We start from the raw sequence: 21,426 nt of genomic DNA, 5'->3' as shown, positions 1-21,426 counted from the left end.
CGCCGCCCCGCCACACCTCCCCCGGCCTCCGGCCTGCGCACCGTCATCCCCCACTTTGCGCAGGCATGGTGCGACCAGAAAGGCGCGCCTGCCCGCGGCCTCGACGTGACCGGCAGCGGCACACCCGACTCGATCCGGCCAGGGCGGGGGCATCCCGAGCGGCCGTGGGGCGGCGGCCGCTCCTTGGCACCGCCCCACGGCCACGGCTGGGGCGGGGTCAGCCGGCGACCCAGTCCATGTGGTCGATCCAGTGCTCGAACAGCGCGCGGTCGCCCTGCACGTCCAGCGCGGGAGCATCGGCCGGCGGGCGGCGGCGGCTGATCACGAGGAGGAGGTCGGTGGCCGGGCCGCTGACCGTGACATCGGCCTCGCCGTGGACGCGCTCCAGGGCGATCCCGTCCTTCTCCCGGCGGGCCAGCCACTCGCCGGGAGCGTCGGTGGCGTGGAAGTGGAGGGTCTGGCCGTCGCCGGTCATCGCCTCGGCGAAGCGCGGTACGTTCTCCCAGTAGCCGCGCGAGGTCATCGTGTCCAGCCAGTCGCTCAGGGCGGCGACGGCGAGGTCCGTCGGCAGCTCGTACGGCAGCCCCAGCGCCGCCGCGGCGTCGGCGCGGTGCACGCACATCTCGCCGAACAGCCGCCGGGCCCAGAACGGCACGCCCGCGGCCGCGCCCGACGGATCCCACACCGGCGTGTCGTCGGTCACCGAGGAGTACGCCTGCCGCGCCTCGGCCGCGCCGTCGATCAGCCACTGGCGCCACTCGCCGGGGCCGGCAGGCCCGGAGGCGGGCTCCAACGCCTTGGTCGGATCGACCAGCCGTTCGCCGACGAGCGTCGTCACCATGCGCTGCACACCGCCGACGTGTTCGACGAGGTCGGACAGCGTCCACTCCGGGCAGGTCGGCACCGGAGTCGAGGCGTCTTTCCCGTCAACCCAGTCCGCGAGCGTGCCGGTCTGCTCGATGACGGCCTTCAAGTACGCGGATGTGTCCATCGCCGCACCTCCAGGTGCCTTAGAGCATCGGATGCCGCCCGTCCGGCGGCGCGTCAGACGCTACCGGTCACGTCCGACAATTCGCAGAGCCGGCGCGACGCTCCAGGAACGCCCTCACCGCGGGGTCGGTGGCGAGCGCGGCGGCCTTCGCGTACGCCGCCGCCGCGTCCTCGTGCCGCCCGAGCCTGGTCAGCAGGTCTCCCCGCGTCGCGTGGTACGGCTGGAACCGCTCGCGCTCGGGCGGCAGCTCCTCCAGCAGCTCGAGCGCCTGCTCGGCCGAGCCGGTGCGGGCCGTGACGGCCGCGTGCGCGACCCGGCTGCCGAGGCTGGGCGCGACGGCGACCAGCGCGGCGTAGAGGGTCCGCAGCGCGGGCCAGTCCGTCACGCCGGTCCTGGCCCGGTCGCAGTGGACGGCCTGGATCGCCGCCTCGAGCTGGAACCGGCCGGGCGCCTGGCCGGGGCGCTCGGCCTTGCGCAGGTAGTGCTCTCCTTCGGCGATGAGCCGGAGGTCCCAACCGGACGGATCCTGCTCCTCCAGCGGCAGATACGGCCCGCCGGGCCGCCCCGCCCGCGCCGAGTCCAGGGTGAGCAGCGCGGCCAGCCCCCACGCCTCCGGCTGGTCCCCGAGCAGGCGGGCCAGGGTGACGGCGAGGTAGCGTGCCTCCCCGGCCGGCGAACCGCCGTCGCCGCGTTCCGGCCAGGCCAGGGCGTAGCAGCCGTAGACCGCCTCCAGCACCGGCGCGAGTCGTTCCGGCATGGCGTCCCTGCCGGGGACGGCGAAGGGGATGCGGGCGTCGCGGATCCGCCGCTTGGCGCGTACCAGTCGCTGCTGCATCGCGCCCGCCGGCACCGCGAACGCCCGCGCGATCGCCGCGGAGTCGAAGCCGAGCACGGCCTGCAGCATCAGCGGGGTGCGGACGTTCGCGGCGATCGCCGGATGGGCGCAGACGAAGAGCAGGGCGAGCCGCCGGTCGGGGATGGCGTCCGGGTCGAGCGCGTCCAGCGGGCCTGCGGGCCCGTCCGCGCCCTCGTCCAGCGGCGCGGTACGGCGGTGCGCGGCGGACTTCCAGAAGTCCCGCTGGCGGTTGCGCGCCACCGTGAGCAGCCAGCCCTCCGGATTGTCCGGCACCCCGTCGCGCGGCCACGTGGTCAGCGCCTGCTCGAACGCCTGCGCCAGCGTGTCCTCGGCGAGCTGCAGATCGCCGGTGGACGCGGCGAGCAGCGCCACCAGCCGCCCGAACGACTCCCGCGCCGCCCGCTCCGCCATGATCGCCGCCTCCGAGCCGTCCGGTCCGAACAGCGCCGCATCTCCGGTCGCGGCCTCCGAGCCGTCCGGCCCGAGCTGCGCCGCACCTCCGGCCACCGCCTCGGAACCGCTCGCCCCGGACGGCGCCGCCTCCGGGAGGTCCTTCCGGCTTGCGGGTCCGGTCGGCTCGCCCGGCTGGCGTGCGGGGCCTCCGGTCACGATGGGACCCAGGTCCCGTTCTCGATGTGCACCGCGCCGGGCCGGACCTCGACCGTGCCCCAGGCGGCCGGCGGCGCCTGCCGCGCCCAGGTCAGCGCGGTGTCGAGGTCGGGGACGTCGATGACGATGACGCCGCCGAGCTGCTCCTTGGTGTCGGCGAACGGCCCGTCCTGGATGCGCGGCTCGCCGCCGGCAGAGGAGAGCGTGGTCGAGGCCGACGACGGCTGCAGCACGTCTCCGCTCACCAGGACCCCGGCCTGCTCCAGCGTCGCCGCGTAGCTCGCCATCGCCCGCATGCCCTCGGCGATCGCCTCAGCTCCGATGGACGCCTCGCTCTCCTCGCTGTGGTGGAACAGCAGCATGTATCGCATTATGCGATCCTCCCTCATTTCACCTGGTAGCGCGCCATGACGATGCCGGTCGGGGACGTGACGGTCTCCTCGAGCACGAGGTCGGTACGGTCGCCGGCGCCGAACAGCCGGGTCCCCGACCCGAGCACGATCGGGTGGATCAGCAGGACGTACGCGTCGATGAGCCCGGCCCGGTGCAGCGAGCGGACGAGCTCGCCGCTGCCCAGCACCGTGATCACCCCGTTCACCTCGTCCTTCAACCGGGCGACGGTCTCGGCGGCCTCGCCCGCCAGCGGCACGGAGTTGGGGTAGGCCAGATGGGCCTCCGGGGCGCGGGTGGCGACGTATTTGCGCTGCCGCACCAGCGACTCGGTGAACGGGTTGGGCTCGGCGACCGACGTCCAGTGCCGCAGCAGATCGTCGTACGAGCGGTGCCCGAACAGCAGCGCCGCGGTGCGTTCCCGGCCGGAGACCGGCGGCCGCGCGGTCACCTCGTCGGCGTGTTCCACGCCCCAGCCGCCGTGGCGGAACCCGCCTCTGATGTCCTCGTCAGGCCGCCCCGGGGCCTGCATGACCCCGTCCAGGCTGATGTGCGCGAAGACGTTGATGGTGCCCATGCGATGTCACTCCCTGTCCCGCCGGGCCGCCGTGTGCGGCCCGGCATGGAGATGACGAGGACGGCGGGCCGGGACAGACACCCAGGCGTCAGGGTTTCGCGGGGACGGTGGCGTAGAGGAGGTCGCGCAGACCAGGGAGCGATTCGCGGTCGCCGCGCCACACCAGCGTCCAGCGGGTGCCCGGGCGCGGCGACCAGGACGAGGGGCACGGTGTCGACGTCGAGGAAGCTCAGCGGCGGCGCGGCGAAGCCCGAGGTCGCCGAGCGCGTCACCGGTGTCGAGGAGCAGCGCCGCCTCCAGGCGTCCTGCGGCGACGTCGGCGAGCAGGTCGTCCCGCCGCGTGCCCGGCAGCACGTCCACCTGGAGCCCTGGGCGGCGTGCTGCGAGGGGGGCGAGCACGCGCGGGACGTAGGTGGCGGCGAGCGTCTCCAGCGCGCCGAGCCGCAGCCGCGCGGCCTGTCCCGTGACCTCGCGCCGGGCCTGTTCCGCCTGGTCGAGCAGGCGGCGTGACCAGATGAGGAGGCGTTCGCCCTGCGGGTGAGCCGCATGCCCTTGGTCGTGCGCGCGAACAGCTCCACCCCGAGCGATCGCTCCAGGGCACGGATCTGCGCCGAGACGCTGGACGGCGCCAGGTCGAGTGCCACGGCGGCGCCGGTGACCGTGCGGTGGCGACCTGGGCGGCCATCAACGGCGCGGCGGTGGCGGCGGCGTCCTGGTGGATCTGGCGGGCTGGCGGGCCGTCTTCCTCATCAACGTGCCGATCGCGGCGCTGGTGCTCGGCCTGGCGCTGCTGGCGGCCGGTGCGGCCGGAGGGCTGCTCAACGCCGTACGGCAGGCCGGCGCCACGCTCGGCGTCGCCGCGATGGGCGGCGTCATGGGGCTCGGTGAGGCGAGCGGGCCCGCGACCGCGATGGCGCTGGCGGCGGCGGTGTGCGCGGCGGCCGGGGTCTGGTTCGCGTCCGCCGCGCCCAGCCAGAATTGACACTTTGCCGAGAAAAATCGACATAGTGTAGATTTTGTGAGGTGGAGCCGTCCGGCTCCCGCCCGACCTAGCCCCTGGAGGGGACATGCAACAGCAGAAATGGCTCATCACCGGCGTCAGCTCAGGGCTGGGGCGGGCCTTCGCTCAGGCCGCGCTGGCGGCCGGGCACACCGTCACGGGAACCGTCCGCTCCGAGGCGGACCTGCGGGCCTTCGAGGCGCTCGAGCCGGGGCGCGCGCACGGCCGCGTCCTCGACGTCACCGACGAGGACGCGGTCCACCGGGTGGTCGCCGAGGTGGAGCAGAACGTCGGCCCACTCGACGTCGTGATCGCCAACGCCGGTTACGGCCTGGAGGGCACGTTCGAGGAGACCTCGCTGGCCGAGGTGCGGCGGCAGTTCGAGGTCAACGTCTTCGGGGCGGTGTCCACGCTGCGGGCGGCCCTGCCCTACATGCGGCAGCGCAGGAGCGGCCGCCTGATGGCCGTCACGTCCATGGGCGGGCTCATGGCCGTGCCCGGCATGTCCGCCTACTGCGGCAGCAAGTTCGCCCTCGAAGGCATACTCGAAGCGCTGGGCAAGGAGGTCGCGCAGTTCGGCATCCACGTGACGGCGATCGAGCCCGGATCGTTCCGTACGGACTGGGCCGGACGCTCCATGACCCGCGCTGAGCACTCCATCGCCGACTACGACGAGCTGTTCCTGCCCATCAGGGCGGCGCGGCGCAAGGCCAGCGGCAACCAGCTCGGCAACCCGGCCAAGGCCGGTGAGGCGGTCGTGCACATCGCCTCCATCGAGAACCCGCCGGCCCACCTCGTCCTGGGCTCCGACGCGCTGCGCCTGATCGCCGCCGCGCGTACCGCCGTGGACGACGACATCCGCACGTGGGAGGCGCTGTCCCGGACGACCGACTTCCCCGAAGGCGCGCAGCTCTGATGCGCGGCACCCCTCCCGCTCGGCGGCGGCGCACCGCCGCCGAGCGCAAGGGCGACCTCAGGGAGCGGGCGATCCTCGACACCTGCGAGGCCCTGCTGGCCGAGAAGGGCTATGAGGCGATGACCGTCGGCGACATCGCCCAGGGCGCCGGCATCACGCGCGGCGCGCTGTACTTCTACTTCGGCTCCAAGCAGGAGGTGGTCACGGGGCTCGTGGCCAGGACCGTCGAGCACCTGTGGGAGCGCTCGCGGGCCACCGCGGCGAACGACGACCCGCGCGCGGCCATCGCGGCGGCCATGCGGCGCACGATCGAGCTGTGGAACGAGCACGGCCTGGTCATGCGCACGGCCATCGACCTGTCGCTGACCGTCCCGGAGATCGGCGAGCTGTGGAGTCGCACGGCCGACCTGTTCACCGGCGCCATCACCGCCGTGCTGGAGCGCGCGGGTGTCCCCGCGGGCACCGAGCCCCACCAGGCGTCGGCGATGGCGCGCGCCCTGTGCTGGATGATCGAGCGGAGCTTCTACCACGCCTCGCAGGAGTCTCCCGAGGCGCTGCGGCGGGCGTCGTCGGCGTGCGAGCACATCTGGCTGACCTGCGCCGGGCTGGCCGGCGGCGACAAGTGATGCGGGAACGAGACGGGAAGCGGTCAGTATTCGAGAAGCGCCGGGCGCCGGTCTGCCCCTAGCGTGGGTGGGCAAGCGCGGCTCACCCGGCGCAAGGCCGGACAAAAGCCGACATACTTCTCATAACTGCCCGACGGTGGCAGCGCCCGCACCACAGATGGAGACACCACCAGCATGGCCACGAGCACGGACCCACGATCGCCCGCGCCCCACGCCGCCGACACCCACGACTGGATCCGGGTGCACGGCGCCCGTGTCAACAACCTCAAGGACGTCACCGTCGAGATCCCCAAGCGCCGGCTGACGGTGTTCACGGGGGTGTCGGGGTCGGGCAAGAGCTCGCTGGTGTTCGGCACCATCGCCGCCGAGTCGCAGCGGATGATCAACGAGACGTACAGCACGTTCGTCCAGAGCTTCATGCCGACGCTGGCCAGGCCCGAGGTGGACGTGCTCGACGGGCTCACCACCGCGATCATCGTCGACCAGCAGCGCCTCGGCGCCGACCCGCGCTCCACGGTCGGCACCGCCACAGACGCCAACGCGATGCTGCGCATCCTGTTCAGCCGTATCGGGCAGCCGCACATCGGCTCGCCCAACGCGTTCTCCTTCAACGTGCCCACCGTACGCGCCGCCGGCGCGATCACCGTCGAGCGCGGCGAGAAGAAGAAGCCCGTCAAGGCGACCTTCACCCGCACCGGCGGCATGTGCCCGCGCTGCGAGGGCCGCGGCTCAGTCTCCGACCTCGACCTCACCCAGCTCTACGACGACTCCAAGTCGATCTCCGAAGGCGCGATCACCATCCCCGGCTACAAGGCCGACAGCTTCTGGACGGTACGCGTCATCGCCGCATCCGGCGTCATCGACCCCGACAAGCCGATCCGCGAGTACACCAAGAAGGAACTCGACGACTTCCTCTACGCCGAGCCGCGCAAGGTCAAGGTCGACGGCGTCAACCTCACCTACGAGGGCCTGATCCCGAAGATCCGCAAGTCGTTCCTGTCGAAGGACCCCGAGGCGATGCAGCCGCACATCAGGGCCTTCGTGGAGCGTGCGGTCACGTTCGTCACCTGCCCCGACTGCGACGGCACCCGGCTCACCGAGCTGGCCCGCTCCTCGCGCATCCGCGGCGTCAACATCGCCGACGCCTGCGCCATGCAGATCAGCGACCTGGCCGAGTGGGTACGCGGCCTCGACGAGCCGACCGTCGCGCCTTTGCTGGCCAAGCTGGCGCACACGCTCGACTCGTTCGTCCAGATCGGGCTCGGCTACCTGTCGCTCGACCGCCCCGCCGGCTCCCTGTCCGGCGGTGAGGCGCAGCGCGTCAAGATGGTCCGCCACCTCGGCTCCTCGCTCACCGACGTCACGTACGTCTTCGACGAGCCCACAGCGGGTTTGCACCCGCACGACATCCAGCGCATGAACGAGCTGCTGCTGCGCCTGCGCGACAAGGGCAACACGGTGCTCGTCGTCGAGCACAAGCCCGAGACCATCGCGATCGCCGACCACGTCGTGGACCTCGGACCCGGCGCGGGCACCGCCGGCGGCGAGATCTGCTACGAGGGCACCGTCGAAGGGCTGCGGGCCTCCGGCACCGTCACCGGGCGCCACCTGGACGACCGGGCCACGCTGAAGGACACCGTGCGCACGCCCACCGGCCACCTGGAGATCCGCGGCGCCACCACCAACAACCTCAAGAACGTCGACGTCGACATCCCGCTCGGCGTGCTCACCGTCGTCACCGGCGTGGCGGGGTCGGGCAAGAGCTCGCTCATCCACGGGTCGATCCCCGCCCGCGCCGGCGTGGTGTCGATCGATCAGAGCCCCATCCGCGGCTCGCGGCGCAGCAACCCGGCCACCTACACCGGCCTGCTCGACCCGATCCGCAAGGCGTTCGCCAAGGCCAACGGCGTCAAGCCGGCGCTGTTCAGCGCCAACTCCGAAGGCGCCTGCCCCGACTGCAACGGCGCCGGCGTCATCGAGACCGAGCTGGGCTTCATGGCCAGCGTCACCACCGTCTGCGAGGAGTGCGAGGGCAAGCGGTTCCACCCGTCGGTGCTCGAGCACCGGCTCGGCGGGCGCGACATCAGCGAGGTGCTGGCCATGCCGGTCGCCGAGGCCGTGGAGTTCTTCGGCTCGGGCGAGGCGCGTACGCCGGCCGCCCACGCCATCCTCACCCGCCTCTCCGACGTCGGGCTCGGCTACCTGACGCTCGGCCAGCCGCTCACCACGCTGTCCGGCGGCGAGCGGCAGCGGCTCAAGCTGGCCACCCACATGGCCGAGAAGGGCGGCGTGTACGTCCTGGACGAGCCCACCTCCGGCCTGCACCTCGCGGATGTCGAGCACCTCCTCGGCCTGCTCGACCGGCTCGTGGACTCCGGCAAGTCGGTCATCGTCATCGAGCACCACCAGGCGGTCATGGCGCACGCCGACTGGATCATCGACCTCGGGCCGGGCGCGGGTCACGACGGCGGCCGGGTGGTGTTCGAGGGCACGCCCGCCGAGCTGGTCAAGGCCCGCTCGACGGTGACCGGCGAGCACCTGGCGGAGTACGTCGGGGCCTGATCAGCACGGCACCCGCTCGGGCGCCCCGTCGCCGCCCCGTGACGCCCGCTCGTGGTCCGTCGCGGGGCGGCTCAGTCGCGGCAGCACGGGAAGCGTCGCCAGCAGCACTCCGGTCAGCGCGGCCACGCCGAGGAACGCCCGCTGCACACCGCCTGCGTCGGCGAGCATCCCGAAGTAGGCGGGGCCGGCGAGGAAGCCGAGGTAGGCGACCGTGGAGACGGCCGAGGTGGCCCTTCCTCTGAACGCGTCGGGGACGGGCCGCAGGCCGTACGACAGCAGGGTGGGGAAGAGCGTCGCCGTGCCCAGGGCTGCGGCGACCACGCCCGCCAGGGCGATCGGCAGCGACGGGGCGACCGCCGTCAGCACGCCGCCCGCCGTGGCGATCAGGCCGGATGTGACCAGTGCGGCGATCGGGCGGCGCAGCATGACCGGCCCGCCCGCCAGCCGGGCCAGCGCCGCCGTGGCCGCGAACGCCGCCGGCGCGACCGCGGCCACCGCCGGTGATGCTGAGAAGGCGTCGGCGAGAAGGACCGCCCCCCAGGTCTGGAACGCGTTCTCCGCCGCGAACGCCAGCGCCCCGATCCCGCCGATCACCACCAACGCCCCGCCTCCCGGCAACCGCCCCGCCCCTCCCCGCCGCCTGGGGCGTGCGCTTGTTCCGGTGACAGCGCGGAAACCCGCCCGCGCCTGGTCGCTTCGCCCCTCCGGCTCCGCGCTCGGCCGCCCGGCTGCGTCCCAAGCCCGCCGGGCGTCGGCCCTTCGGCCGTCCGGGCCTGCGGCCTGCGGGACGTCGATGTCCGTGCGCGGGGCTCCGGCGCCGGTCCGTACGGCGGCTGGGCGGGTCGCGGTCACCACGGTTACGGCGACCGCTGCGACCAGCGCGGCAGCGGCCGTGAAGGCGGCGAGCAGGCTGCCGGTCGCGGCGGCGAGTGCGCCCGCAGCCAGGCTGCTCGCCGCGACGGCGGCGGAGAACGCGGCGTGCGAGCGCGCCACCACCGGCCGTGCCGTGCGCTTCTCCACGGTGGCGGCGAGCGTGTTGATGGCCACGTCGGAAGCCCCCGACGCGGCTCCCACGGCGAGGATGCCCGCACACAGCCCGGCGTAGCCGGTGGAGATCGCGCACAGCACCACACCCGAGACCCCCAGCAGCGCGAGCAGCATCCCGGCCACCCGCAGGCCGACGGCGTCGACGAGCCGCCCGGTCAGCAACATGGCGGGCAGCGCTCCCGCGCCCACCAGCAGCAGGGCGACGCCGAAGCGCGCGTCGCCCACCCCCGCATGGGCGCGCAGCAGGGGCAGGCAGGCACCCCACACACCCCAGAACACGCCGAAACCGGCGAAAGCGAGGAACGGCGACGTACTGAAGAGCCCTGGGCGAGGGCTGGATCCCGACATGTGTGTAACGCTACACAACTAGGATGGCGGCGTGCCCACCAACCGCAGACGCGTGACGCTGAAGGACGTGGCGGCCCGCGCGGGAGTCTCGCTGATGACCGCCTCCTACACGTTCACCCGCCCGGCCCGCGTCGCCGACGCCACCCGCGAACGCGTGCACCGCGCGGCCGGAGAGCTGGGCTACCACCCCGACGCCGTGGGCCGCGCCCTGAAGTCCGGCAAGACCCGGCAGCTCGGCGTGGTCTTCGGCGAGCACCTGGTGTACGCCTTCGACGACCCGCAGGCGGCCAAGTTCCTCGCCGGTGTCGCCGAGGTGTGCGTCGAGGAGGGGCAGGGGCTGACGTTCATCCCGACGCGCGGGGACGCGGGCGACGTCGATCGGGTGCTGTCGTCGGCCGTGGACGCGTTCGTGCTCTGGACCACCACCGAGGACGACCCGGTGCTCGCGGCCGTCGCCGCCGACCCGCGTCCCGCCGTCATCCAGGGCGGCCCGGCGCGTACGGGCATCGCCTGCGTCACCCAGAACGACGAGGAGGCCGCCCGCGCCATCGTCGCCCGCGCACTGCGCGACGGCGCTGCGCAGCCCCGCGCCGAGGGTGACTCCGGACGGCTCCGCACTGGCGACACCTCCGGAAAAGCCCTCACTGACGACGCAGGTCATGGCAAGGGGCGCTCGCGCAGGCCCGTCGTCATCTCGTTCCCCCTCGATCGGGGCCGCACGGCCGTCACGACCACGGGCTCTGGCCTGCCCGCGCACGTCCCGTTCCCCGTCACCGACGCCCGCCTGCGCGGCTACCGGGCCGCCGTCGAGCAGGCCGGGCTGGACTGGGCCGAGACGCCGGTCGCCGTCGTCGCCCGCAACACCCGCGCCGACGGTGCGGCGGCCGCCCGCGCGCTCGCTCCGCGCCTCCCCCCGGACGCGCTCGTCATCGCGATGAGCGACGAGCTGGCCATCGGCGCCCGCGAAGCCCTCCGGGACACGCACCCCGGTGCCGCCTACCTCGGCTGGGACGCCTCACCGGCCGCCCAGGAGCTCGGCATCGTCTCCGTCGCCAACCCCCTGCGCGACCAGGGCCGCCGCTGTGCCCGGCTCGCCCTCAACCCGGAAGGGCACGCCGAAAGCGAGATCCCCTGGAGCATCACCGGCTGAGGCGCGACGCACGACCTCCGCTCGGCCGGCGCGGGGTTTGCTTGGAGCGGCACCGGTCGACGCCGGACTCCTCGACGGGCGCGGCCTCAGCCGCCCCTTGGACCGCGACGCGCCGAAGCCACGGCCGGATCACCGCCATACCGAAGCCGAGCCGGAGGAGCCGCTGGGGCGCGCCGGCCGGAGCCGGAGGCACGGCAGATGTGGTTGTCCGGGCTCGTGGCGCACCACTACCGTGTGGCCGCGTGGATGACTTCTCACGTTCCTGGGCCGCTCTGCGCGCGGCGGTCGCCGATCTCGACGACGACGCCTTCGCGGAGCCGTCGGGCTGTGCCGGGTGGCTCGTACGCGACCTGGTGTGCCACCTGATCGTGGACGCTCAGGATGTCCTGATCACGCTCGTCACGCCCACCGACCAGCCGCCCACCCGCGACGCGATCACCTACTGGGACGTCACCGACACTCCCCCGACCGGTGACGACCCGCTCGACAAGCTGACGGTGCGGCTCGCCGCCGCGTACGAGGACCCGTACCTGCTGAAGTTCCACCTCGACGACGTCGGCTCCGCCGCGGGCCGCGCCGCCGAGCTGGCCGATCCCGCCCAGCGGGTCACCACGCGCGACGAGGTGCTGACGACGGGCGATTACCTGTCGGCATACGTGCTCGAATGGACCCTGCACCACCTCGACCTGATCGCGCACCTGCAGGGCGTGCCGGGGCCGCCCGCCGAAGGGCTGGCGCGGTCGCGCGAGATGCTGGAGAAGATCGCCGGGGCGGCGTTCCCCGCGTCGTTCTCCGACGAGGCGGCGCTGCTCGTCGGCACCGGCCGCCGTGCCCCGACCGCGAGCGAGAAGGACGAGCTGGGCGAGCTGGCCGCGCGGCTGCCGTTCGTGGTGGGCTGAACACGCCTCCCCGCCGCGCCGCGGGGAGCCGCAGATCAACCGCTGTCAGCAGACGTCGAGGTATCAGGAGGGTCCCAGGTGTTGATCCGCACGGGGCTGCTGGTCGGCCAGTACTTCGCGTAGGTGCTCCTGTCCTTCTCCCGCGAGGTCGTCACGGCGTTGCCGTACTGGCGGTTGCTGAGGGCGCCCTGGCCCAGCCGGTTCCGCGTGTCCGTGCTGACGTCGTGGTGCGCCCGCTCCTGGCCGCCGCTGAACGGGGTCAGCCTCGGCGCGCGTGCCGGCGTCTGCTCGTACCGGTCTCCGCCGCCCGCGCGGTCGGAGCCGCCGTCGCGAGCAGCGCCGACAGCAGGACGAACGCCGCGCCGACCGCCGGCCCCGCATCCGCGTCAAGCGCGACGTGTTCGCGTGAACTGTCATGAACATCGGCCTTCCCCTGGGCGGTGAGTGATCTCGTTCGGTGCCGGCGCAGGTAGGAGGCCATTCCAAGGTCGCAGGCCGGGTACTTCCCGGGCATTTCACGGCCGGCGCGGCGGCGAGTCAGAGCCGCCGGCGCAGCCACTCCAGGCCCTCTTCGGCGCGGGTGACGATCGTGAAGTGGCTGTCGCCTGGGATCAGCCGCAGCTCGGCGGCCGGGCAGCGGGCCGCGAGCCAGGACCCGTGCGCGGCGGGGATGACGCGGTCGTCGGTGCCGTGCATGAGCAGGACGGGAGCGCTGATGTCGGCGGGATCGCAGCCCCAGTCGTGGGTGCAGGAAACGTCGTCGTCGATCTGTCCGTACGGCCCGGCGGCCAGTGCGGGCTCGGAGACCTTGCCCAGCCACCCCCACGGCCCCTCGAACACCGCCAGGTCGGCCTGGGTGAACTCGCAGTCGTACGCGAAGCCGGACGCCTCCAGCGCCGCCCGCACCTCACGGCCCGCGGCCGCCGTGCCCAGCGCGGCCACGCCGGACGGGATCATCCCGGCGAACCAGTCGAGCCCGTCGGCTCCGTACGGGGCGATGGCGGCCAGGCTCAGCACCGCCCGTACGCGATCGCCCAGCACGGCCGCGCACCCCAGAGCGCAGGATCCGCCGCCCGAGTACCCCGCGACGGCGAAGCGGCCGATGCCGAGCGCGTCCGCGACGGCCGCCGCGTCGTCGGCGATCGACGCGATCGTGCGTCCCGGCGCGACGTCGGAGCCGCCGTATCCCGGCCGGTCGAACGACACCCAGCGCAGCCCCAGCCGGTGGGCGGTGGCGAAGAGCGGCTCGGGCGGCGATCCGAGGTTCGGCGTGCCGTGCTGCCACAGGATCGGCACCCGCTCGCCGTCCTCCGGCGCGGTGTCGTAGACGTGCAGGGTGCGGCCCCCGCTCACCTGAACGTCCAGCTCGATCATCACGCCGCCCCTTTCCGCGGATCACCACACGACCGTACCGCTCCGGACCGGGGATCCCGCGGAACGTCTTCTATCGGCCGGCCGGGGCCGGCCACTGGAGCAGGGCGAGGTCGGCGATGCGGTGCAGCTCGTCGCGGCAGGCGCCGCCCGCGGCCTGGACGGCGATGCCGTTGGCCACGGTCATGAGGTAGCGGGCCAGCAGCTCGGGGTCGCTGCCTGCGGGCAGGTCGCCCTCGTCGGCGGCGCGCTTGAGGCGTTCGGCGAGGAGTGTGACGCCGCTCTCCCGCCAGGCGGCGAGCGTGTCGCGGGCGGCGCGGCCCGGCTCTCCCGCGGCCAGCGACCCCTGCACGCCGAGACAGCCGGCCGGGGCGCCGGGAGTGGTGGTGGCCTGGACGGCGCCGTGCAGGAACGCGGTCGCCACTTCGCGCGCGGTCGGCTCCAGCAGGGCACGCTGGACGTACGAGGCGGGGCCGTCGGTGTAGCGCTGCAGCACCAGGTGGAACAGGTCCTCCTTGCTGCCGAAGGCGGCGTACATGCTGGTGCGGCTGATGCCCATGGCCTTGGTCAGGTCGGTGAGGCTGGCGCCGTCGTAGCCCTGCTGCCAGAACACCCGCATGGCCTGCTCCAGCGCTTTTTCGGTGTCGAAGCCGCGCGGGCGGCCGATGGGTCCCTTTTCCTGACTTTGCACACCCTCGATCCTACCCTTGTGTACCGATCGGTGCAGAAGTGCTATCGTCATCTTTCGTACCGATCGGTACAAATATCTGACGAGGTGAAGGTCATGAAGCTGTTCGAAGGAAAGACCGCGGTCATCACCGGGGGCGGGACCGGGATCGGGCTTGCGACCGCCAGGAGGCTGGCGGCCGAGGGCGCGCACGTGTTCATCACCGGCCGCAGGAAGGCCGTACTCGATGAGGTGGTGGCGGAGATCGGCCCGTCGTCGGTGACCGCCGTACAGGGTGACATCGCGAACCTTGCCGACCTGGACCGGCTCTATGCCGCCGTACGCGACCGGGGCCGCGGCATCGACGTGTTGTTCGCCAACGCCGCCGCCGCGTCGTTCGCGACCTTGGAGCAGGTCACCGAGCAGCACTTCGACGAGATCTTCGGGGTCAACGTCCGGGGCACGCTGTTCACCGTGCAGAAGGCGCTGCCGCTGCTCAACGACGGCGCCTCCGTGATACTCAACTCCTCGGTGCGGGCCGGCGACGGCGTGCCCGCGTTCGGCGTGTACGCGGCGTCGAAGGCGGCCATCCGCTCCTTCGCCCGCACCTGGGCCGGCGAGCTGGCAGGCCGCAACATCCGGGTGAACGCGATCTCCCCCGGCACCATCGACACCCCCGGCCTGGACAACGTGGTCGCCGGCGACAACTCGCCTGTGACGAAGGAGAGCTTCGCGACGGGCATCCCGATCGGCCGCGTCGGGCGTCCCGAGGAGATCGCCAACGTGGTCGCCTTCCTCGCCTCCGACCAGGCAAGCTTCATCCTGGGCGCGAACCTGGTCGTGGACGGCGGCGAAGTCCAGATCTAGCAGCCGGTACGTACGGCCCGGCCGAACTGGTCGAGGCGTGACAGCAAGGACTGCCCCAGCCGGGACCTGTGCACCCGCGGGGCCAAAGACCGGCGCATCAGCTTCCTACTGGTCAGCTTCCTGCTGGTCGCCGGGCTTTTCGCCCGCCTGAACGTCGCCGGCCCCGACCAGACCGCCTTCCAACTCACCGAGCTCACCGAGGTCACCGAGGTCCTCGCGGGCGGAATCAGGCGCCGAACGCGATCAGGAAGGAGCACGTCGATATCTCCTATGGACCGTGGCGAGTACCAGTCCGGGCCTCGGTCGGCCAGTACGCGGGCCCGCTCCTCCTGGCCGTCGCCGCCTGGCGCTCGGGCGTTCTCGGCACCGCCCGCGCCGTGATGTTGTCGCCGGCAGGAGCCACGTGGATGGGGCTGCTGAAGGGCATCTCCGTCCCCGACGTGCTGGTCACCGGCCTGCTCTGCGTGGCCTTGGTCCCGCTGGGCGTACGGATGCCGCAGGACCGGCTGACGGTTCCGGCCGGACGTCCGAAGCTGCTGACCTGGTGAATGGACTCATCCCTGCCAAGCGGCGGACGTTCCCTGCACGTCGCGGCCTGGCATGTCGGCTTACGGCACCCAGAACACGGAACCGATCCGCCAACCGCGTCGTGCCTGGGCGGGCGGGGCCGCCGGGCGACTGACCAAGGCCGCCCTCGGTCAGTCGCCCGGAGGGTCCTCGGGTCAGCGGCGGCTGTCCGGGATGGTGACGAGACCGCCCTCGTAGGCCGCGATGACGAGCTGAGCCCGGTCCCGGGCGTGCGGCTTGGCCAGGAGGCGGCCGACGTGCGTCTTCACCGTGCCGACGGTGAGATGCAGGTGATCGGCGATCTCGGTGTTGGACAGCCCGCGGCCGATGAGGGTCAGCACCTCGCGCTCGCGCTGGGTGATGTCACTCAGGTCGCGTACGGCCGGGGCGGCGCGAGATCCGTGCAGGAACTCGGCGATGAGCCGCCGGGTCACCGAGGGGGCGAGCAGCGCCTCACCGGCGGCGATGACCCGGATGGCGGCCAGGAGCTCCGCCGCCGTGGCGTTCTTGACGAGGAACCCGCTCGCCCCCGCTCGCAGTGCGCCGTACACGTATTCGTCCAGGTCGAAAGTGGTGAGGATGAGCACGCGGGCGCCGGTGCCGCCGGGCTGGGAGCAGATGCGCCTGGTCGCTTCGATGCCGTCCATGTCGGGCATGCGGATGTCCATCAGGACGACGTCGGGGCGCAGCCGCCGGGCCAGGGTCACGGCCTCGGCACCGGTGCCCGCCTCGCCCACGGTGACCAGGCCGGGTGTGGTGTCGATGAGCACCTTGAGGCTGTCGCGCACCAGCACCTGATCCTCCGCGAGCAGGACCCGGATCGGCGGGGACTGCTCGCGCCCACTGATGTCACCAGTGGTCTGCGCATCAGCGTCATCGGTGGTGGCGGGTTCGCGCCGAGCGCTGTCACCGGGCGCTCGCGCTGGGGCGTGCCTGGCCGCGGGTTCGTCCGTGCCCGAGTTTCCGGTCGAAGGCGGACCCGCTGGGGCGTGCCTGGCCGCGGGTTCGTCCGTGCCCGAGTTACCGGTTGCGGGTGCACCTGCAAAGACATCGCGGGTGGAGAGCCCGCGCGTGTTGCTATCCCAGGTCATCGCATTGCCCCGCTCCCAGTGGCGTCTTCGGTCACGGGCTCACGTCCTACGGTGTCGCGTGTCGAGGGCCCGTGTAGGCACACTGACGGCTCCCGGTCACGGCGTCACATGCACCGACATCGCCGGTGACGGTACCGCGCCTAGCAGCGTCGCCTGTCACGAACTCGCGCCCAGCGGCGTCGCCGGTCACGAGCCAACGCCGAGCAGCGTCGCCGGTCACGGGGTCGTGTGCAGTGATGTTACTGATCACGATTGCACGCGCAGCGTCCTCGCGCGCTGCGACGCTGCCGGTTACGGTCACGCCACCAGCGGCGTCGCCCCACGTGGCCTGCCGTCCAGTGGTGTCGCCCCTCATGACCTGGCGTGCAGTGGTGTCGCCGGTCATGTTCCTGCGCCGTTCGCGTTGTAGGGCAGGCGGGCTGCCACGCGGAAGCCGCCCTCGGGGCGGGGGCCTGCGCTGAACGTGCCGCCGTACAGCTTCACCCGTTCGCGCATGCCGATCAGGCCGTGGCCGCCGGGGCCTGCGCGGGGCGGGCGGCCGTGGGTGGGGCCGTCGTCCAATACCTCGATCGCGGCTTCGCGGCCGTCGATGTCCACGGTGACCGTGCAGCGGGTGGGTGCCGCGTGGGTGACGACGTTGGTCAGCGCTTGTTGCACGATGCGGTAGATCGACATCGCGACTCCGGGTGGCGGCTCGGTTTCCCCGTTGACGGTGAGGTGGACGTCGACTCCGGCGGATCGGGCGTCTGCGGCCAGCTTGGGCAGGTCGGCCATGCCGGGGACGGGCAGGTGGGCCTGCTGCGGGTCGCCGTCTGAGCGCAGGAGGCCGATCACGCGGTGGATCTCGGTGAGCGTGCTCCGGCTGGTCTCCTCGATGACGGCCAGCGCGGCACGCGCCTCCTGCGGTCTGGCGTCGGCGACGTGGTTGGCTACGGTGGCCTTGACGGCGATCAGGCTCATGCTGTGGCCGATGACGTCGTGCAGCTCGCGGGCGATGCGTCGGCGCTCGTCCGCCACGACCGCCTCGGAGAGGTGGCGGACGAGGGCGGCGGTCGTGGCGCGTTTCCAGCGCACGGCCGCTCCGACGGCCCACGCCACGACCAGGACCACGGAGATCGCCCCGATCTCGATGGGCCAGGCCGGCGGCAGCTCGCTCGGCCCTGCCGCCGGGTCGAGGCCGGGGAACACGCGCTCGTAGAAGATCAGGACTGCGGCGACCGCCCCGGCGGCGCATGCTGCCAGGCTCGCCATCGACCAGGCGAGCCAGGTGGTGGTGGCCACGAGGTACAGCGTGAGCGCGGTCGGCACGTACGTCACCCAGATAAGCGCCTGCCGCCACCGCGCCGGTCACGGTCGCCGCCACGGCTCCGCTGTGGGGGATGTGGGGCGGCTGCCTGGTGATCGTCGGGCTGTTCACCCGGACCTTCCAGTACGGCACCGACCACCTGGCATTCCACCTGACCGACAGCCTCGGCCTGCAGACGATGCTCGACGGCATCGGCGCCTACTACACCGCCTGGGGCGACACGCGCTGGCATCCGTTCAGGGCGCTGTCGGGCCGGCGTTCTTCGGGTGGGTCGTGCTGGCCGCCGGCGCTTACCGTTCCGGCGCTCTCGGGCTGGGGCGATCGGTCGCGCTCGGCCTGATGTCGATGCTCGCGCTCGGCCCGCTCAAAGGCACCCAGGTCCCGCAGTCCTTCCTCGCCGTGGGCGGACTGTGCGTCGCGTTCATCCCTCTGGGCGTCTCGCTGCTGCGCGACGGTCCCCCGCCGACCAGGCGCGCCCTGGTCTGGATCGCTGTTCTCGCCGCGGTGTACGTCCTTGTGACGGCCTACGGGCCGAAAGGGTGACGCTCGGCCAGGACCTCGGCGAACAGGTCAGGGCGCTGCAGGGGGATGCCGCGAGCAGGGTCTCCCGGCTCGTACGTACGCTGTCGCGAACGTAGTCGGCCAGCAGCTCGTCCGGAATGAGCAGTTGCCTGGCCTGGAGCCTTGCGAACCACTCCCGCCTGGCCAGCGGTGCGGTCGCGGCGAGAAGCCCCAGCGTCGCACCGGGGAAGCGGAGCGGCTTCGCCTGTGCGCTCACCACGACGGCCCTGGCGACGAGGCCAGGACGGGTTGCGGCCAGGAGGATCGTGAGCTGCGCCCCCAGTGAGAACCCCGCGACGGTCGCGCCGTTCGGTGCGCGTTCCTCCAGGATCTGCACCAGGGCCCGCGCGGTCTCCTCATGCGATCGGTACGCTTCCGCCGCGCTGCGCCCGTGGCCGGGGAGGTCGGGGATGATCGCGCGGTGACTCGTGCCGAGCCGGTCGAGCGCCGGGCGCCACATCCAGCCCGCCACGCCTCCGCCGTGCAGTAACAGGAGGGGTGGGGCGTGCGCGTCGCCGGTCTCACGGACGTACATGGCCTCATCCTCCCACCGGCGGCGGATCACCCCGGCGGATGCAGGTCGCTCGGGAGTGCCCTTACTGTGGGGGGATGACTCGTCAGGCGGTGCCGTACGTGGGGACGCTCAGCGCGTACGAGCTGGGCCGGCGCGTGCATCGCGGGCTGCCGTCGTCCACGATCTCGATCACGATCCCGGAGGCCGACCCGGTGGAGATCGCCTGGCTCGGGCGGCCCGGCCCGCCGGGACGGTTTCACGCCGCCGTCGCCGGGCTGCACCTGGACGCGGCCGAGCTGCGGCAGGAGGGCTATGGGCGGGGCGTGTGGGTGACGCTCAGCCCGCTGGGGGCGGCGGCGCTGCTGGGCGTTCCCGCGGCCGAGCTGAGCGGTCGCGTCGTCGAGCTCGCCGATGTGGCACCGGCGCTGGCGGACCTGCCTGAGCGACTGGCGGGCCGCAGGTCCTGGCCGGAGCGCCGCGCCCTCGTCGAGGACGCTCTGCTCGCTGGGTGGGCAAGGCACGAGGCACGCGCCGGTGACCGGGATCTGCGGGTCGTGCTGGCGGCGTTGTCAGGGACCGACCGGGTGCGGGAGACGGCCGGGCTGCTGGGCTGTTCGCGGCGGTATCTCAGTGCCACGGTACGGGCCGCGCTCGGCGTGACGCCGAAGGAGTACCAGCGGCTGGTGCGGTTCGAGGCCGCGCGCGGCAGGCTCGTGGCCGCCGCCCGATCCGGCGCGGTCAGCTTGGCGGAGGTGGCGGCGACGGCGGGGTTCGCGGACCAGGCCCACTTCACGCGGGAGTGGCGCGCCATGACCGGGTGTACGCCGGTCGAGTGGCTACGCACCGAAGGGCCGTCCGCGTAGGCGGGGCCGGGGCCGACGTGCCGGTACGGCCGGCGGCCGCCTCCATCGGGGCCGCGAGCCGTCACGGGCGCCGGTCGTCTCCGACGTGGCGACATGTGGTGACGGGTGGTGGTCGTCTCCGGCGCGGCGGCGTGTGCTGACGGGCGGTGTCCGGTACCCGGCCAGAGGCGTTCCCAATTCTTCAAGACCCCGCTGGCCGTCGCCAGCACGATGAGGCGCATGAACCTTTCCCCACGCCTCATCGTGCCCGACCCCGACCGCGCCTCGGCGTTCTATCAGGCAGCCCTCGGCGCAGAGCGGGTGTTCAGCGCTCCCCCGGTCGGAGCCGACGACGGCCGGCCCAGCGTCATCGAGCACCGCGTCGGCGAGGCGACCTTCCGGGTATCGCCGAGCGTCGAAGCGTGGGGCTGGCGGTCGCCGGACGACCTCGGCGGTTCGGCGGTGCTCATCGAGATGGAAGCGGACGATCCGGACGCCGTGGGCGAGCGCATGGTCGCCCACGGCGCCGAGGTGACCGTCCCGATCGAGAACCGGCCGTCCGGCAAGCGCTCAGGCCGGACCCGTGACCCGTTCGGCCACCTGTGGATCATCACGGGACCACTACGCTGAACCGGAGGCGAGCGCGGCGCACACCTCGGTCGCCATCACCGCGCTGAGCTGCGCCGACAGCGAGACCTTCGGCCCCGGCGGGCGGTTCCAGTCCTGGCCGGCCAGCAGCAGGCCGTCGCTCAGGCAGTTCTTCCACAGCCGCTCGGTGCTGCCCACCAGGAAGTCTCGCACCTCGGGCACGTCGCGCACCTCGACCAGGCGGTGGGCGTAGCGGTAGTAGACGCCCTTGAAGAGCCCCTCGTCGCCGCCGTCGCCCTCGTGAGCGAAGACGCCGTCGGAGCTCAGCTCGGCGATCGCCGTCGTCGCGGTACGGGCGGCGCGCTCAAGGTAGTCGTCCCGGCCCAGCGCCTGGGCCAGCTCGACACAGGCGCCGACGTACAGGCCCTGGTTGTACGTGAAGCGCCAGTCCACGTCGATGGCGTGGTCCTGCTGCCGGTTGACGCCGTCCTCCACGAACCCGTCCGGCCGCACCAGCGCGCCCTCCAGCCAGTCCATGACCCGCACGCCCCACTCCAGGTAGCGGTCCTCGCCGGTGACGCGGTGGAGCCGGGCCGACAGGATGACGAACGGCGCGTTGGCCGGGGTGTTCTTGTAGTACGGCTGCTGCACCCGCCAGGCGATGCCGCCGCCCTCGTGGTCGTTCCAGCCGTGGTCGAGCACGTGCTGCCAGAGCACGATGGCGTGGCGGCGCAGGTCGCCGGAGCCGGTGGCCTCGGCCAGGCGCAAGGTGGCGAGCGCGAGCCAGAGCATGTCGTCGAAGTAGTCGTTGAACAGCGCGCCGCCGTTGCGCCGCCGGATGCCGGCCAGGATCTCGGCGGCCTGGTCGAGCCTGGCCGGGTCGGAGGTCCGCCGGTGGGCGTCGATCCGCACGTCCATGGCGTGCGCGAGCCACCAGTAGTTGAAGACGTCGTCGTCGCCGGGCTCCAGCGGATACCAGTTGTGGAAGAGCTGGTCGCCGGGGGCGGCGAAGTAGTGATCGAGGCTGCGCTGCGCCAGTTCGGCGCGGTCGCTCCAGATGTCGGGCAAGGGTCCTCCGTGG

At 72.8% G+C, this 21,426-nt stretch carries 23 protein-coding genes and 2 pseudogenes; 12 read left to right on the top strand and 13 right to left on the bottom strand.

Annotated elements, in window-relative coordinates:
- Positions 1–217 precede the first annotated feature (217 nt).
- The 6 genes and pseudogenes from WBK31_RS15375 to WBK31_RS15350 form a co-directional block, all read right to left on the bottom strand.
- On the bottom strand, positions 218–991 hold the full coding sequence (locus tag WBK31_RS15375) for a maleylpyruvate isomerase family mycothiol-dependent enzyme (RefSeq protein WP_364051141.1): 774 nt from the start codon (positions 989–991) through the stop codon (positions 218–220).
- 67 nt (positions 992–1,058) lie between these two features.
- Positions 1,059–2,456, bottom strand: a complete 1,398-nt coding sequence (locus WBK31_RS15370) for an RNA polymerase sigma factor (protein WP_406675081.1) — start codon at positions 2,454–2,456, stop codon at positions 1,059–1,061.
- Positions 2,453–2,827: a YciI family protein gene (locus WBK31_RS15365; RefSeq protein ID WP_364051135.1), complete on the bottom strand. Its 375-nt coding sequence runs from the start codon at positions 2,825–2,827 to the stop codon at positions 2,453–2,455. Before WBK31_RS15365 ends, WBK31_RS15370 begins: the two co-directional genes overlap by 4 nt.
- 14 nt (positions 2,828–2,841) lie before the next feature.
- On the bottom strand, positions 2,842–3,423 hold the full coding sequence (locus WBK31_RS15360; protein ID WP_364051132.1) for a dihydrofolate reductase family protein: 582 nt from the start codon (positions 3,421–3,423) through the stop codon (positions 2,842–2,844).
- Between the two features lie 6 nt (positions 3,424–3,429).
- Positions 3,430–3,822, bottom strand: coding sequence for a hypothetical protein (locus WBK31_RS15355; protein WP_364051129.1), 393 nt, complete (start codon positions 3,820–3,822; stop codon positions 3,430–3,432).
- A gap of 140 nt (positions 3,823–3,962) precedes the next feature.
- Positions 3,963–4,082: pseudogene (locus WBK31_RS15350) on the bottom strand (LysR family transcriptional regulator); the annotation flags it as partial.
- Between the two features lie 56 nt (positions 4,083–4,138).
- Between WBK31_RS15350 and WBK31_RS15345 the strand changes: the two are divergent.
- The 4 genes from WBK31_RS15345 (at position 4,139) to WBK31_RS15330 (ending at position 8,527) form a co-directional block, all read left to right on the top strand.
- Positions 4,139–4,405 carry a hypothetical protein gene (locus tag WBK31_RS15345; protein ID WP_364051126.1) on the top strand — a complete coding sequence of 89 codons (267 nt, stop codon included), beginning with the start codon at positions 4,139–4,141 and terminating at the stop codon, positions 4,403–4,405.
- An 85-nt stretch (positions 4,406–4,490) separates the two neighbouring features.
- Complete coding sequence (locus tag WBK31_RS15340; protein ID WP_364051123.1) at positions 4,491–5,339, top strand: oxidoreductase; 849 nt, start codon at positions 4,491–4,493, stop codon at positions 5,337–5,339.
- A complete protein-coding gene (locus tag WBK31_RS15335; RefSeq protein WP_364051120.1) occupies positions 5,339–5,965 on the top strand; it encodes a TetR/AcrR family transcriptional regulator in 627 nt (208 codons plus the stop codon). Before WBK31_RS15340 ends, WBK31_RS15335 begins: the two co-directional genes overlap by 1 nt.
- Before the next feature lie 174 nt (positions 5,966–6,139).
- Positions 6,140–8,527: an ATP-binding cassette domain-containing protein gene (locus tag WBK31_RS15330; RefSeq protein ID WP_378788970.1), complete on the top strand. Its 2,388-nt coding sequence runs from the start codon at positions 6,140–6,142 to the stop codon at positions 8,525–8,527.
- Here WBK31_RS15330 and WBK31_RS15325 read toward each other — a convergent pair whose 3' ends face one another.
- A complete protein-coding gene (locus WBK31_RS15325; RefSeq protein WP_364051114.1) occupies positions 8,528–9,922 on the bottom strand; it encodes an MFS transporter in 1,395 nt (464 codons plus the stop codon).
- A 31-nt stretch (positions 9,923–9,953) separates the two neighbouring features.
- Between WBK31_RS15325 and WBK31_RS15320 the strand changes: the two genes are divergently transcribed.
- A complete protein-coding gene (locus tag WBK31_RS15320) occupies positions 9,954–11,072 on the top strand; it encodes a LacI family DNA-binding transcriptional regulator (RefSeq protein ID WP_364051111.1) in 1,119 nt (372 codons plus the stop codon).
- Between the two features lie 242 nt (positions 11,073–11,314).
- Complete coding sequence (locus WBK31_RS15315) at positions 11,315–11,971, top strand: maleylpyruvate isomerase N-terminal domain-containing protein (protein WP_364051108.1); 657 nt, start codon at positions 11,315–11,317, stop codon at positions 11,969–11,971.
- 537 nt (positions 11,972–12,508) lie between these two features.
- Here WBK31_RS15315 and WBK31_RS15310 read toward each other — a convergent pair.
- Positions 12,509–13,345, bottom strand: coding sequence for an alpha/beta fold hydrolase (locus WBK31_RS15310; RefSeq protein WP_406675080.1), 837 nt, complete (start codon positions 13,343–13,345; stop codon positions 12,509–12,511).
- A gap of 70 nt (positions 13,346–13,415) precedes the next feature.
- Positions 13,416–14,033 (bottom strand): TetR/AcrR family transcriptional regulator, encoded by a 618-nt coding sequence (locus WBK31_RS15305; protein WP_364051099.1) that lies wholly within the window; start codon positions 14,031–14,033, stop codon positions 13,416–13,418.
- Between the two features lie 93 nt (positions 14,034–14,126).
- On the opposite strand from WBK31_RS15305, the gene WBK31_RS15300 reads away from it, so the two are divergent.
- A complete protein-coding gene (locus tag WBK31_RS15300) occupies positions 14,127–14,876 on the top strand; it encodes a glucose 1-dehydrogenase (protein ID WP_364051096.1) in 750 nt (249 codons plus the stop codon).
- Between the two features lie 407 nt (positions 14,877–15,283).
- Positions 15,284–15,424, top strand: a complete 141-nt coding sequence (locus tag WBK31_RS15295; RefSeq protein ID WP_364051093.1) for a hypothetical protein — start codon at positions 15,284–15,286, stop codon at positions 15,422–15,424.
- 174 nt (positions 15,425–15,598) lie between these two features.
- On the opposite strand, the gene WBK31_RS15290 is transcribed toward WBK31_RS15295, so the two are convergent.
- Both WBK31_RS15290 and WBK31_RS15285 read right to left on the bottom strand, forming a co-directional pair.
- On the bottom strand, positions 15,599–16,291 hold the full coding sequence (locus tag WBK31_RS15290) for a response regulator transcription factor (protein ID WP_364057391.1): 693 nt from the start codon (positions 16,289–16,291) through the stop codon (positions 15,599–15,601).
- 624 nt (positions 16,292–16,915) lie between these two features.
- Positions 16,916–17,851: a sensor histidine kinase gene (locus tag WBK31_RS15285; protein WP_378788982.1), complete on the bottom strand. Its 936-nt coding sequence runs from the start codon at positions 17,849–17,851 to the stop codon at positions 16,916–16,918.
- Positions 17,852–17,931: 80 nt separating this feature from the next.
- Between WBK31_RS15285 and WBK31_RS15280 the strand changes: the two genes are divergently transcribed.
- A complete protein-coding gene (locus WBK31_RS15280; RefSeq protein ID WP_406675079.1) occupies positions 17,932–18,180 on the top strand; it encodes a hypothetical protein in 249 nt (82 codons plus the stop codon).
- Positions 18,180–18,383: a hypothetical protein gene (locus WBK31_RS15275; protein ID WP_406675588.1), complete on the top strand. Its 204-nt coding sequence runs from the start codon at positions 18,180–18,182 to the stop codon at positions 18,381–18,383. Before WBK31_RS15280 ends, WBK31_RS15275 begins: the two co-directional genes overlap by 1 nt.
- Positions 18,384–18,396: 13 nt before the next feature.
- On the opposite strand, the pseudogene WBK31_RS15270 reads toward WBK31_RS15275, so the two are convergent.
- A pseudogene (locus WBK31_RS15270) lies at positions 18,397–18,936 on the bottom strand (alpha/beta fold hydrolase); the annotation flags it as partial.
- A gap of 74 nt (positions 18,937–19,010) precedes the next feature.
- Between WBK31_RS15270 and WBK31_RS15265 the strand changes: the two are divergent.
- Positions 19,011–19,778 (top strand): helix-turn-helix domain-containing protein, encoded by a 768-nt coding sequence (locus WBK31_RS15265; protein ID WP_406675078.1) that lies wholly within the window; start codon positions 19,011–19,013, stop codon positions 19,776–19,778.
- 219 nt (positions 19,779–19,997) lie between these two features.
- Positions 19,998–20,387 (top strand): VOC family protein, encoded by a 390-nt coding sequence (locus WBK31_RS15260; protein WP_364051078.1) that lies wholly within the window; start codon positions 19,998–20,000, stop codon positions 20,385–20,387.
- Here the strand turns inward: WBK31_RS15260 and WBK31_RS15255 are convergent.
- Positions 20,379–21,413, bottom strand: a complete 1,035-nt coding sequence (locus WBK31_RS15255; protein ID WP_406675077.1) for a glycoside hydrolase family 76 protein — start codon at positions 21,411–21,413, stop codon at positions 20,379–20,381. The two genes, WBK31_RS15260 and WBK31_RS15255, sit on opposite strands and share 9 nt — an antisense overlap.
- Between the last annotated feature and the right edge of the window lie 13 nt (positions 21,414–21,426).

It is taken from the genome of Nonomuraea sp. N2-4H, assembly GCF_045291505.1.
Classification (GTDB): Bacteria; Actinomycetota; Actinomycetes; order Streptosporangiales; family Streptosporangiaceae; genus Nonomuraea; species Nonomuraea fastidiosa.
The sequence above is the reverse complement of the archived record's forward strand: the minus strand, read 5'-3'. Positions and strand labels throughout refer to the sequence as shown.

Bases quoted from the DNA above. Each gene is read 5' to 3' on its own strand.
- WBK31_RS15260 (WP_364051078.1), top strand. From the start codon at position 19,998: ATGAACCTTTCCCCACGCCTCATCGTGCCCGACCCCGACCGCGCCTCG.
- WBK31_RS15330 (WP_378788970.1), top strand. From the start codon at position 6,140: ATGGCCACGAGCACGGACCCACGATCGCCCGCGCCCCACGCCGCCGAC.
- WBK31_RS15340 (WP_364051123.1), top strand. From the start codon at position 4,491: ATGCAACAGCAGAAATGGCTCATCACCGGCGTCAGCTCAGGGCTGGGG.
- WBK31_RS15325 (WP_364051114.1), bottom strand. From the start codon at position 9,922: ATGTCGGGATCCAGCCCTCGCCCAGGGCTCTTCAGTACGTCGCCGTTC.
- WBK31_RS15360 (WP_364051132.1), bottom strand. From the start codon at position 3,423: ATGGGCACCATCAACGTCTTCGCGCACATCAGCCTGGACGGGGTCATG.
- WBK31_RS15295 (WP_364051093.1), top strand. From the start codon at position 15,284: ATGGGGCTGCTGAAGGGCATCTCCGTCCCCGACGTGCTGGTCACCGGC.
- WBK31_RS15335 (WP_364051120.1), top strand. From the start codon at position 5,339: ATGCGCGGCACCCCTCCCGCTCGGCGGCGGCGCACCGCCGCCGAGCGC.
- WBK31_RS15275 (WP_406675588.1), top strand. From the start codon at position 18,180: ATGTCGATGCTCGCGCTCGGCCCGCTCAAAGGCACCCAGGTCCCGCAG.
- WBK31_RS15265 (WP_406675078.1), top strand. From the start codon at position 19,011: ATGACTCGTCAGGCGGTGCCGTACGTGGGGACGCTCAGCGCGTACGAG.
- WBK31_RS15365 (WP_364051135.1), bottom strand. From the start codon at position 2,827: ATGCGATACATGCTGCTGTTCCACCACAGCGAGGAGAGCGAGGCGTCC.
- WBK31_RS15310 (WP_406675080.1), bottom strand. From the start codon at position 13,345: ATGATCGAGCTGGACGTTCAGGTGAGCGGGGGCCGCACCCTGCACGTC.
- WBK31_RS15375 (WP_364051141.1), bottom strand. From the start codon at position 991: ATGGACACATCCGCGTACTTGAAGGCCGTCATCGAGCAGACCGGCACG.
- WBK31_RS15300 (WP_364051096.1), top strand. From the start codon at position 14,127: ATGAAGCTGTTCGAAGGAAAGACCGCGGTCATCACCGGGGGCGGGACC.